Origin of the sequence: Dokdonella fugitiva, from assembly GCF_014138265.1 — a bacterium.
Lineage (GTDB): Bacteria > Pseudomonadota > Gammaproteobacteria > Xanthomonadales > Rhodanobacteraceae > Dokdonella_A > Dokdonella_A fugitiva_A.
This window is the reverse complement of the sequence record NZ_JACGXL010000006.1, coordinates 355,208-367,963: the sequence shown is the minus strand read 5'-3', so window position 1 is coordinate 367,963 and position 12,756 is coordinate 355,208. Positions and strand designations below refer to the sequence as shown.

Below are 12,756 nucleotides of genomic sequence, written 5' to 3'. Positions count from 1 at the left end.
TGGAAACCCGCATTGGCCGTCAGCGTGAACGCCGTCGTCGCACCATCGTTGACCGTCTGCGGCGTGCTCGGGCTGATCGAGCCCGACGGCGTGCCAACGCTCGGCGTGACCGTGTGCGTGACGACGTCGGCCGCGAAGTTCGCGATCACCGTGCAGTCCGCGGTGACGGCGTTCGTCGTGTACGTGTTGCCGACGAGCGAGCCGCCGCACGTGCCCGTGACCGTGTCGATATGGAAACCGGCGTTCGCGCTCAACGTGAACGCGGTCGTCGCGCCCTCGATGACGGTCTGCGGCGTATTCGGGCTGATCGAACCGGACGGTGTGCCGACACTCGGCGTCACCGTATGCGACGGCGGCAGGCCGTTGCAGGTGCCGATGTTGCTGTTGTCGATGGCGACGTTGTCGACATCGAGGATATTGCCGTTCGTGCCCGTGCCCTTGGTGCCGATGATCGCGATGTTGCGCAGATTCGCCGCGAACCCGGTGCCGTTGAAGATGGACGTACCGTTGATGCAGACCCGGTAGGTGGAATCCGCGCGCTTCGTGATGACCTTGAGGTCGAAGTACGTCGTACCCGCCAGCGCCGTCCAGTCCGCACCGGTGTTGACGTAGCCCGCGACACCGGGGCCACCGCCGTTCGGATCGAGTACCTGGATGCTCTTGGCCGCGTCATTGTTAAAGCGGACGCGCGTGATGACCGAGCCCGCACCCGTGTCCTGCGGTGCGAAGTCGAACGGCGTGCCCGTCGCATTCGGCTGGATCGACAGCTTCCCGGACGCGATCGAATACGTCGTCGTGCCCTGGCCTTGGGTCGGCGAAATGGCCGCCACCGTGCCCGTGCCGGCCGTGGCCCAGGTCAAGCGCAGATGCTGCGCGTCTGCACCCGGGTGGGCCGTCGAGATCGTCGTATCGGCCGCGACGCCGCCCGAACGTCCCCAGCCGCCCTGCGTTCCCATGTTGCCGACCACGAACGTCGGCGGCTCGAACCCTGTGCTGTAGGTCGCCGTGGTCGCGCTGGTCGCCGTGAAATTCGCGCTCGCACCCGGACCCGCGCCGGCATTCGTCTGCAGCGCACCGGCAGCGATCGAATTGGCGTAGATGCCGACCGCGGCCACCTGGACGTCGGCCGTGACCGTGCAGCCCGCGGGCGGGATCTGCGCGCCCGTTCCGAGCGTCACGGTAGCGCCACCCGGCGCCGCCGTGACCACGCCGGACGGACAGGTCGTCGACGCGTTGGGCGTCGCGGCGACCGTCATGCCGGCGGGCAGGGTATCGACGAGGTCCGCAGTAAGGTTGAGCGATGCGGCGCCGGCATTGAACTGACCGAGGTTAAGCGTCAGTGTCGTGGTCGGCGTCGAGAAGTCACGGTTGCTCGGCGTGAACGACTTGGACAGGTTCGGCAACGCAGGCGGCATCGGCGCGCCCGGATCGATGTTGACCGTGTAGTCCTCGGATTGGCCGTAGCCTGCGCCCGTGCGGCACGGCGGGATGCCGGCCAGCGTGGTCGCGTTGTAGACCGTCATCGCGCGCAGGCGCGTGTTGCCGGCTGTCGCGCCGGCAGGAACGGTGACCAGCGCGGACACGGATGCCGCATCCGTGCCGGTCGAGCCGGTGATCGTGCCGACGAAGAGTCCTTCACCCGCACCATCCAGCAGCGTGTCCTGGTTCCAGTCCACGTACAGGGCGTGGCCGTGCAGGAATGCACCGTCGGTGTTGGACTTCATCGTCACGGCATACGTCGCGCCCGGGCGCAGCGTGCCGATGATCGCGGTGAAGTCCTCGTGCGCCGTACCACCGGTAGCCGCAGGAGACGGGTTGTTGATGTCGCTGATTTGCACCAGCGTGATCGGTTCAACGTTGTTGGTGTAGGTATTGACGCAGTACGGCGCGATGGCATCCGGAACGAGGGGCGACGACACCGCATTCGGCGGCGACGCTTTCTCGGCCGATGTGGTCGCGATTGCGCTGGTGGCTGGTCCCGCGGCAGACGCTGCCAGCGTCCCGCCCGCAGCCACCAAGGCCAAGGAAAGTTTCAACAAGCGTTTCATGCGGTTTACCCCCGTAGATCGACGAACGAGCTTGGATTACGAGCACACAAAAACGCACCTGCCGCGGATTCGGCAAGTGCTATGGAGATGAGTTGAAGTTCGACTGCGGAGAGTTGCAGCCTTGCATGGACATCGGTTCATGCGCGAGACCCCAGTCAACGCACAACAAAGCCCGACCCGGTGCCGGAGTGGTACTGCCGGCACCTCCAACGCACCGATCCATGGATTGCCCCCGGTCCCACCAGATCGCAACGCGGCGGTCGAGGTTCGCCGACTATATGCCTGTCGGGTGCGGAACAACAACTCCCCTCATTCAGCTCAAGCGGGCACCCCCTCGCACACGCGAAAACTGCCCCGTCGATCGCGCGCGGCGACCGAAAAAAAGAGGGCCTCCGGTTGGAGGCCCTCGGTCGTCACGGAAGGACGTACGTCGCGATCAGTCGCCTACGCCGACGATCAGGTTGTCCATCGTCGACCAGCTGTTGTCCGCCGGATCGGCCGCGTTCGGTGCGTCGATCGAGATGCTCGTGATCGGTGCGACCGTCGTGAAACCACGGAAATCGGTCGCGGCCGCCGTCGAGAAGGTCTCCGTCGTGCCGTCGCTCAGCAGCAGGTCCACGGCATTGCCGGCGATCGGCGCGCCGCTGATGTCGGACGCGAAGAAGTTGCCGCCGACGGCCGTTACCGCGCCGCTCGTGAACGTGACGACGAGCTGGTCGCCCGACCCGTTGGTGGTCATCACGCCCGTGAAGAACCACAGGTCGTCGGGCGTCGGCACGGTGTCCACCGTATAGCCGAACCCGCCCGAGCTGTAGCTGCGCGCCGGCTCCGCGGCCGAGCTGTCGCTCAGATCGGCGAAGTCGTTCTCGTAGAACCCGGGGGCCACGTGCGTGATGAACGTCGCGCGATCCGTGTACGTCGCCGCATGGTGGGTCCCGCCGTCGACGACGAGGACGCTGGAAGCATCGGCCGCACTGTTGCCGAGGTCGGTCTGCAGGCCGCCTGCCGCGATCGTATTGGTGTAGCTGCCCGCGGTAGCGGAGGTCACCGACACCGTGACCGTGCAGGTCCCGGCAGCGGGGATCTGCGCACCGGTACCGAGCGTGAGCGTACCGCCGCCCGCGGTCGCCGTCGCGGTGCCCGTGCACGTGGTCGCCGCATCCGACGGCGTCGCGACGACGAGCCCGCTCGGGAACGTGTCGACGAGGTCCGCCGCCAGCGTCGCCGGACCGGCGTTGCTGCTATTGTCGAGCGTGAGGGTGAGCACGCTGTTCGCGTTGACGGTCACGGTCGCGGGAGCGAACGCCTTCGCCAGCGTCGGCGCGGTCGACGGCCCGACGACGTCGAAGCCGTCGGCGAAGATCACATCGCTCGGTCCGGCCGGATTGCCGACCGCGTTCAGCACGATGTGCATGTTCGGGAAGCCGATGGCCGCGGTGTCGGTCGGCGCCGTGACGCCGCAATCACCCGCCAGGAGGTAGCTCGGGCCGGACTGCGGATCGGTATTGGAACCGATGAAGAACGAGTTGCCATCGGCCTGGCCGCTCGGCGTGAACACCTCGACCACGAGTTCCGAACCCGCGGGCGCCGAGCCCGTCACCGGGATCGCGTACACCGACCCGGTCGCCGAATCGGGGATCGTGACGCTCGACGTGCCGATCTGCGTCAGCGAACCGGGATAGCCGCTCGGGAACGGCGCGCTGGTCGTATAGAGGTTGATCGTCGCGGGCTGCCCGGCGGCGCCCGTCGACGTCGCCTGTTCGACGCCGACCTGCACTTCGCAGACGTCGAGGCCGTTCGGCGCGCCGAGCGACGCGAGGTCGAACGCGCGGAAATACGAATTGTCGGCGTGCAACCCGTTGCCATTGCACGAAATCGAGTTGAGAGCGGTGATCGTCTGCGTGCTCGACTGGGTGATCGTGATCGAACCGCAGGCGGGCGTGCCGTCCGGGCCCGCACCGCGATGATGCGAGAAGGCACCACGCGCGGCGGCCTGCTGCGTGCGCGGCATGGCGGTGCTCTTCGAGAAATGGCTGGCGTCCGCTGCGAAAGCGGTGCCGCAGGCAAGGGCGACGCAGGTACCGAGCAGCGATGCGGCGAGCACGCCGCCGCGGGTATTGCTGACTTCTCTGGCTGAAACTTTGTTCACAATCAACTCCCTAGGTTGTAGACGACGGTCCTCTGCCCGGCAGAGGTCCATCCGCCGTCGCTGCCAGCTTCCGGGTCGGACGCACAGGGGCGTCGTCCTTCCGGATGAATTTCGGATCGACACGACGCATGCGCCGTGCCGATCACGCGACGGGCTCCCACATCGCCCCGCCGCTCGCATTGCCCGACTTCAGGCAATCGTTCGATACTAGCAGTGCACGTCACGGTTTCAACGTCGTTTGCAATTCGCTTGCACTTGCGTGACAGCATCAGCCCCGCGGTTCGTTCAGCAGGATCGATTACGATGCGCGCTCCTCCGCATGGACACCTGCGATGCCGCCTCGCCGCCGACGCCTGCTCAAGAGAGCCGTCCTCATTCTCGTCCTGCTGATCGTCGCGCTGCCCCTCGCGGGCTGGTTCGCCCTTCGCGGCAGCCTGCCCCGCTACGAAGGCGAGGTCCGCGACGCCGCGCTGAAGCAGCCGGTACGGGTCGAACGCGATGCGCTCGGCACGGTGACCGTGCGCGCGCAAAGCCGACGCGACGCGAACTGGGCGCTCGGCTACGTGCACGCGCAGGAGCGCTACTTCGAAATGGACCTGCTGCGCCGCCGCGCGGCGGGCGAGCTTGCCGAACTGTTCGGCAAGGCGGCCTTGCCGATCGATCGCACCGTACGTGCGCACCGCATGCGCGCGCGCATGGCGCGCGCGTTCGCGACGCTGCCGCCGGAGCAGCGCGACGCGCTCGACGCGTACCGCGACGGCGTCAACGCCGGGCTCGCCGACCTCGCCGTGCGCCCGTTCGCCTACCTCGCGACGTTCAACGCGCCGGCGCCGTGGCGCAGCGAGGACACGCTGCTGGTGGTCGCCGCTATGGCATTCACCCTCAACGACGCCGAAGACAAACGCGAGCTCGCGTTCTCGCGCATGCACGCGGCGCTGCCCGCGTCCGCCTACGCGTTCCTCACCGCGAGCGGCGGCGGCTGGGACGCGCCGATCGCCGGCGCGCCGCTGTCGTGGCCCGAGGTGCCGCCGGCGAGCGAACTCGACCTGCGCACGCTCGATCCGGCGCTGCTGCGCGGCAGCCACGGCGTCACCGACCCGCGTGTTCCGGGCAGCAACGCGTTCGCGGTCGGCGGCGCGCTCGCCGGCGGTTCGGCGCTCGTCGCCAACGACATGCACCTCGACCTGCGCGTACCCAACCTCTGGTTCCGCACGCGCGTCGTCTATCCCGACGCGCGCGGCGCGGGCGGCATGATCGACGTCACCGGTGCGGGTCTGCCCGGCACGCCGGCCGTCGTCGCCGGCAGCAATGGCCTCGTCGCCTGGGGCTTCACCAACAGCTACGCCGACACGACCGACTGGGTGCGCGTCGAGCGCGACCCGAACGATCCGATGCGCTATCGCGTGCCGGACGGCTGGGCCACGACCGAGAAGCACGCCGAGCGCATCCACGTGCACGGCGGCGACGACGAGACGATCGAAGTCGAGGAGACGCGCTGGGGCCCGATCCTCGCCAAGGACGCCGACGGCACCCCGCTCGCGCTCGCCTGGGTCGCGCAGCAGCCGGGTGGCATCGACGTCAACCTGATCCGCATCGAAGCCTCGCGCACCGTCGACGAAGCCGTCGCCGTCGCGCAGGCGAGCGGCATCCCGCCGCAGAACTTCATCGCCGGCGACAAGGCCGGCAGCATCGCCTGGACGATCGCGGGGCGCATCCCGAAGCGCGTCGGCGGCTTCGATCCGCAGCTACCCGCGGACTGGTCGCAGGCCGGCACCGGCTGGGACGGTTGGGAACCGGAGAGCCTGCATCCGCTGGTCGCCAATCCGCCGTGGAACCGCCTCTGGAGCGCGAACCAGCGTCCGGTCGAAGGCGAAGCGCTGAAGATCATCGGCGACGGCGGCTACGACCTCGGCGCGCGCGCCGCGCAGATTCGCGACACCTTGCGCGCGCACGAGCGCCTCGCGGTCGACGACCTGCTGAAGATCCAGCTCGACGACCGCGCGCTGTTCCTCGAGCGCTGGAAGGACCTGCTCGCGCTCGAACTCAACCGCGCGCCGCCGTCGGCACTGCACGACGCGATGAAGCAGATCCTCGCGGGCTGGAACGACCACGCGTCGACCGATGCGGTCGCCTACCGGCTCGTGCGCGCGTGGCGCGGCGAAGTCGTCGACACGGTGCTCGACGCCTTCGCCGCGGCGGTGCGCAAGCCGTTCCCCGACTTCGCGCTGCCCAAGCTGCCGCAATCGGAGCAGGCCGTGTGGAAGCTGCTCGGCCAGCGCCCGGAACACCTGTTGCCGCCGGGTACCGCCGATTGGGACGCGCTGCTGGTCGCGACGATCGATCGCGCCGGCCTCAAGCTCGATGCGCAACCCGGCGGGATCGCCGCGCGCACCTGGGGCGAACGCAACACCGCGCATATCGCGCATCCGTTGTCGCGTGGACTGCCGGCGTTCGTCGCGCGCTGGCTCGACATGCCCTACGAAGCGCTGCCGGGCGACACCCACATGCCGCGCGTGCAGGCGCCCGACTTCGGCGCGTCGGAGCGTTTCGGCGTCGCGCCCGGCGACGAGGCGCACGGCTATTTCATGATGCCGGGTGGCCAGAGCGGCCATCCGTTGTCGCCGTACTACGGCGCCGGTCATGCGGATTGGGTGCACGGCACGCCGACGCCGTTCCTGCCGGGTCCGGCGCAGCACGTGCTCGAACTCGCTCCGTCGCACTGAAGTGCGACCTGCGGGCGAACGCGCGGCGCGCGTTCGCCCGCCGCGTGATCACGGTGACGAATCGAAGCCGTTCGCGAAGATCACGTCGCTGACCGCGAGCGTCACGTCGACGTCGATCGTCGGGTGCGCCGGGTCGTCGCTGCGTACGCAGACCTTCGCCGTGTAGGTGCCCGCACCGAGGCCGGCGCCGTCGACGTGCACGGTCACGACCGCCGGCACGCCCGCCTCGTCGACCGAGCCGGACGCCGGCGTCGCCGACAGCCACGGCACGGCCGCCGCACTCGCGCACGATGCCGGCGCCTCGTCGATCGTGTAGTGCAGCACGCTGCCGCCGTCGCCGGTATTGGACACGTTGAAGGTCGAACTCGCCGTCGCGCCCTGCAGCACGTGGAAGTCGAGGCTCGCCGGGGCGACCACGGCCGTCGGCACCGGCGCCGTGACGTCGAGCGAGACGCCGATCGCGATCGTCGCATGCGCCGGATCGTCGCTGTGCACGCACACGGAAGCGGTGTAGCTGCCGGGCGCGAGCGACGCCGCGTCGAACGTGACGGCGATGTTCGCGGCCGACGCACCCTGCGCGACGCTGCCCGAGGTCGGCGCGAGCGACAGCCACGCGACGCCCGCCGGCGTCGCGCACGTCGCGGGCGCGGTGTCGACGGTGTAGTGGAGCACGCTGCCGCCCTGCCCCGTGTTGCCGATCGTGAAGGCCTGCGAGCCGGTCGTGCCCTGCACCAGCGTCTCGGAGAGCGTCGTCGGCGCGACCGACGCGGTCGGCACGGGCGCGCTGACCGACAACGCGACGGACACTTCGATCACAGCGTCGACCGCGTCGTCGCTATGTACGCAGAGCTTCGCCGCGTAGGTGCCGGGACTGAGGCTCGTCGCGTTCGCGTTCACGCTGACCGATTGCGCCGCAGTGCCCTGCGCGATCGAACCCGACGCCGGCGAGGCGCCGAGCCAGGCGACCGCGGCCGGACTCGCGCACGACGTCGGCGCGGTATCGATGGTGTAGTGCAAGGTGCTGCCGACGGCGCCGCTGTTGCCGAGCGTGAACGTCGTGCTGCCGCTCGTGCCCTGCACGAGGTCGAGCGATACGCTGGTCGGCGCGACCGCAGCGGTCGGCGGCGGTGCGCTGACCGACAACGCGACCGCGACTTCGATCACCGCGTGGGCCGGGTCGTCGCTGTGCACGCACACTTTCGCGGTGTAGTTGCCCGGCGCGAGGCTCGCCGCATTCGCGGTCGCGCCGATCGACTGAGTGGGCGCGCCCTGCGCGATCGATCCCGACGCCGGCGAGGCGCCGAGCCAGGCGACCGCGGCCGGGCTCGCGCACGAGGTCGGCGCCGTGTCGACGGTATAGTGCAAGGTGCTGCCGACCGCGCCCGCATTGCCGATCGTGAACGACTGCGTGTCGTTCGTGCCTTGCACGAGGGTGAACGAGAGGTTCGTCGGTGCGACCGTCGCCGCCGGTGCAGGCGCGGCCGTGCCCGGCGCGAGTGTCGCGAGGTCGTAGCTCGCAGGGCTGCCGGCCTGCGCGACGCGCAGGGTGCCGTCCAGCGCCGCGGGCGGCGCGTTCACGGTGACCGAGAACGCGTACAGCGTGCCCCAGTCGAGCGTCGGTCCTGCGACGGGCGCGGTCCACGTCACCTGCCCGCCCGAGGTGTCGACCGTCCAGTCGTTCGCGGCGACGAGATCGCCGTCGCTGAAGCGCGTCGCGCTGACGACGGCACCTGCGGCCAGCGGCACGCTGAAGCGGTCGAAGCCCTTGTTCGACAGCACGCGCAGGTTCGGCTCGGCACCTTGCGTCGACGCGCGCGCGAAATCGAAATTCATGACCGCGTAGTCGTAGCGCCAGGTGCCGTCGCCGTTATCGGTCGCCTTGACCGCGAGGCGCGCGTGGCCTTCGCCGACCGCGAGTTCGCTGTTCTTCGCGTTCGCCGGCGGCGCGGTCGGGCTGACCCAGCGGTCGATCGCGGAATCGAGCTTGTAGGTCGACGCGCTGATGCTCCACGTGTTGTTGGTGGAGTTCCAGTTCTGGGTCGAGACGACCGTGCCCATCGAGTTGTAGATGTTGATGTCCTCGCGCGCGAGGTACCACGACTCGAACAGGAACGTCGCGCCGGGATTCGCGACCAGGCTGATCTGCGATTCACCGACCTTGAGGCGATGGTCGTAGCTGCCGACCGCGGGATGATCGTTGGTGCCGTTGCAATCGGCGTCGTAGATCGAACCGCAGCGTCCCCACTGGTTCGTCGCCGGGATGATCTCCGAGCGCGGACCCAGGCGCGTGCTGTCGTCGTTGTTGCTTACCGCGTACGTGTCCTCGCACGCGGTGCCGATCACGTGACCCGACGAGCGGCCGTCGGCGCAGCCGACGTTGGTGGTGAGGAACGCATGCTTGACGCCCGAGCGACCGATCTGCTCGATGCTGCCGTCCGCGTTGACGCGGTACATGTTCCAGATCAGGTACGGGTGCTGGTCATTGCCGTACGGCGGGAAGTTGCCCGAGAACATCGTGAACCACGGGATGTCCGCGGCCCACGGCGCCGTGCTGCTGCCGAGTGCGCCCTGCCCGCTCACCGTGGTCTGGATCGAACCTGCGTTGACGTTGTTCTTCAGCGTCGACGACGGCGTGAACACGATCGTGCCGGTGCCCGCTGTAGGACCGGCGCAGCCGCTGCAGCGCGAGTACTGCAGCGAGAACGACTTCATGAAGAGGTCGGCCTGGTAGGTACCGCCGCCCGCGGCCGCGGCACCGGAGAACGTGCAGCCGGCACCGGTGTTGACGTTGCAGGCGAGCGGCGGCGGCAACGGGCCGTGGCTCAGCACTTCGCTCGTGAGTTCCATGTCGGCGACGGTCCACCCCGCGATCTCGGGCTGGCCGAGCCGCGCGGCGAGTTCGTCGCCGATGCGCAGGTCCATCGTGCGCACGCTGAGGATGCCGTCGCTGCCGGTCTGCTCGTACATGAGGCGGTCGATGTAGAACCACGCCTTGCCGTCCGCGGAGACGAGATCGAGCAGGAACGGATCGTCCTTGCGAGGCACGAGGCGGAAATCGGTGAGATCGATGCGGCCGCCGTCGAAGTCGAGCACGTAGCCGCCGCGCGCCTGCAACGTACCGCCGGCGAAGCCGCGGAACACGTGGCCGTCCATGCGGAATTCGAGGGCGCCGCTGCGGCGTACCTCGAAGCGCTCGAAGTGATGGTCGGCGGCGTCCGCGAGACGCTGCTGCGGCGTTTCGATGCGCAGGCCGATGTCGTGCATCAGCTCGCGGTTCCAGTGCATGCCGACTTCACCGCCCCAGACCGACCAGCCGGACGCTGCCTGGGTGCGGACGGCGTCCGACGCGAGGCCAAGCACCGTCGTCGCCGCGCCCATGACGGCGCCCAGCGCGAGCAAGAAACGCTTCATCGTTCGCTCCCCCGTGGTGAGGCGCGACGGTCGTCCGGCGCGCGCAAGTTGCGCACTCTACGCCGAAAAACGGCGTGCGCGCATGCGGTCGCGAAAGAGGGGCGGCGATGGCCGGCGGGTGGGTCCACGAGCGCCGATGCGCCGGCGTACGGCCGAGCATCGCACGCGTCGGATGACTCACGCGGCACCGGTGCGGGCACCGTTGCGATGCCCGTGCCGCGGGAGCGGGCGCCGCGACCGCGGCGCCCGCCGGATGCTTACGGCGACTCGAAGCCGCTCGCGAAGATCACGTCGTTCGGATCGATGTTGACGGTCACGTTGACCGGCACTTCGATCAGCGCGTGCGCGGGATCATTGCTGTGCACGCAGATCATCGCGGTGTAGCTGCCCGCCGTGAGGTTGCTCGCGTCGACGCTCGCCGTGATCGTCGCGGTCGCGCCCGCGGCGACCGAACCCTGGTCGGGCGAACGGCCGAGCCACGCGACCGGTCCCGGGCTCGCGCAGGTGATCGGCGCCGTGTCGATCGTGTAGGTGAGCGTGCTGCCGACGTCGCCGGAGTTGGTCAGGCCGAACATGTCGTTCGCGCTGCCGCCGTGCACGACCGTGACCTCGACGTCGCCCGGCGCGACGGTCGCCGCCGGCTGGCCCGGATTGGACGTCGCCCACGGACCGAACGGCACGAGGGTCGGGCCGCGCTTCTTGCACACCATCGAGTCCTGCGGCAGGCACGTGCCACCGGAGCAACCCGGCGGCCATTCGTCGTGCGAGGTGTCGCGCACCGACACGCGGTAGTACAGCGCGACCGAGGTATTCACGAGGCTTTCGCCGTTGACGAGCGCGGACTGGTTCATCGCGCACGCGCCGAGCGGGTTGTCGGAGCGGTCGCCGTACTCGCCGTCGTGCTGCTTGGTGCCCATCACGTCGATGGTGTGGAAGTTGCGGCCCGATTCGTTGGTCGGCACGAGGTAGTCCTCGGCGCTCGGGACGAGGCGGAAGCCGTTGCCGGTCGTCGTGTTGCGCACTTCCCAGGTCTTGGGCGTGCCGCCGGGACCGCCGGTCGCGTTGCGCAGGTCGCTGAACTCGGCCGTCTGGTCGACGTCGTTGATGCTGATCGTGTTGACCGCGTTCGCCGGATCGTCGATCGCGAACTCCATGCGCCAGTAGTTGTGGTGCCAGTGCGTGGTCTCGTTGCCGGTGCCGTCGTTGTTGCCGAAGCCGAACTCCGGCTCCATGCGGCCGTCGGACCAGAACGTCCAGCGCGACGTGTACTGGTACCACGCGGCCGAATGCTGCGTGGTCAGCGTCACGTGGTCACCGCCGTCCTCGAGGCTCACGCCCGAGGCGCAGCCCGCGGTCGCGTTCGGATAACCCGCGATCTGGAACGGGCAGTCGCCGTACGCGGTGACCGGTGCGGCGGAGCGGTCGCACGACGTCGTCGCGTGCGGCGGGTCGACGGAAATGCCGAGCTGGTTCTGCACCGCGTGGTCGGCGAGGAAGGCCGCGTCGGCGTCCTTCCAGTCGCGATAGCAGGTGGAGCTGTTGTATTCGGCGAACAGCATCGGCACGTGCGCGCGGCGCATGACGAGGTGTCCCTTGAAGTACACCTTGCGCACTTCGAGGCTCGAGCCGTCCGCGCCCACGCTGAGGCTCGGCGGCAGCCAGCACATTTCCCAGATCGGATTGCCGCTCGGCCAGCTCAGCAGGTGTTCGCTGCCCGAGCAGGTCGGCGAATCGGCGAACGCGGGCATGGTCCAGCCGCCCAACAACAACAGCGCCAACAACGACAGAGATCGACGGATATGCATTTAGTGGCTCCCCAAGGAAGGACTTTCGTTCTGTCGACGCGACCCCGCGTCGAAATCCGGATACACCACGCGATCGCGCTGAAGGTCGACGATGGCCCGCTGGATCGGCGTGAATCCACCATCCTCGGCGAGGATGGCGTAGATGCACCGGGTACCGCGATCGCAATAGCGGTCCCCGGGTTTGCGCATGACGAAACCACCGGCCCAGATCACGACACCGGTGCGCGCGGCGATGTCGCGCAGGCCCGGATAGCCGCGCACGAGCGCCTTCACGCGCTCGTCCTCGACCGGCGTGAGGCGCATCTCGGCACCGGTGACGTCTTCGGTCTGCAGCAGCGTGCCGTCGAGGTCGTAGGTGCGGCGGATCGCGGTCGCGCGGTCGTAGTCCCAGGCGAGCTCGATCCGGCGGCGCGTCTCCACGCCCTCGTGCACGAAGAAGTCCTCGTAGCTGCGGTTGGCCACGATGCCCTTCATGCGCCCCTCGGCCGGCACGTCGCTCGCGACGAGCTCGGGCGCGGAAGCCGCGGGCCGCGGAGCGGGCACGCTGGCGCAGCCGGCGAATCCGAGCAGCGAGAGCGCGACGATGAGGAGGCCGTTGCAGCGTATCGATTTCACGTGGG

At 69.1% G+C, this 12,756-nt stretch carries 6 protein-coding genes; 1 reads left to right on the top strand and 5 read right to left on the bottom strand.

Annotated elements, in window-relative coordinates; translation table 11 throughout:
* On the bottom strand, positions 1-1,919 hold a 1,919-nt coding region (locus FHW12_RS18175; protein WP_220484526.1), incomplete at its 3' end, for a GEVED domain-containing protein.
* A 565-nt stretch (positions 1,920-2,484) separates the two neighbouring features.
* On the bottom strand, positions 2,485-4,197 hold the full coding sequence (locus FHW12_RS18170) for a hypothetical protein (RefSeq protein WP_182532458.1): 1,713 nt from the start codon (positions 4,195-4,197) through the stop codon (positions 2,485-2,487).
* 332 nt (positions 4,198-4,529) lie between these two features.
* Here FHW12_RS18170 and FHW12_RS18165 point away from each other — a divergent pair, with 332 nt between their 5' ends.
* The gene (locus FHW12_RS18165) at positions 4,530-6,920 is read left to right on the top strand and encodes a penicillin acylase family protein (protein WP_182532457.1); all 2,391 of its coding nucleotides are present in this window, start codon (positions 4,530-4,532) and stop codon (positions 6,918-6,920) included.
* Between the two features lie 48 nt (positions 6,921-6,968).
* On the opposite strand, the gene FHW12_RS18160 is transcribed toward FHW12_RS18165, so the two are convergent.
* The 3 genes from FHW12_RS18160 to FHW12_RS18150 all read right to left on the bottom strand — a co-directional run bounded on the left by FHW12_RS18160 (position 6,969) and on the right by FHW12_RS18150 (position 12,751).
* A complete protein-coding gene (locus FHW12_RS18160) occupies positions 6,969-10,331 on the bottom strand; it encodes a BACON domain-containing protein (protein ID WP_182532456.1) in 3,363 nt (1,120 codons plus the stop codon).
* A 257-nt stretch (positions 10,332-10,588) separates the two neighbouring features.
* A complete protein-coding gene (locus FHW12_RS18155) occupies positions 10,589-12,136 on the bottom strand; it encodes a hypothetical protein (protein ID WP_182532455.1) in 1,548 nt (515 codons plus the stop codon).
* The gene (locus FHW12_RS18150) at positions 12,137-12,751 is read right to left on the bottom strand and encodes a hypothetical protein (protein ID WP_182532454.1); all 615 of its coding nucleotides are present in this window, start codon (positions 12,749-12,751) and stop codon (positions 12,137-12,139) included.
* Between the last annotated feature and the right edge of the window lie 5 nt (positions 12,752-12,756).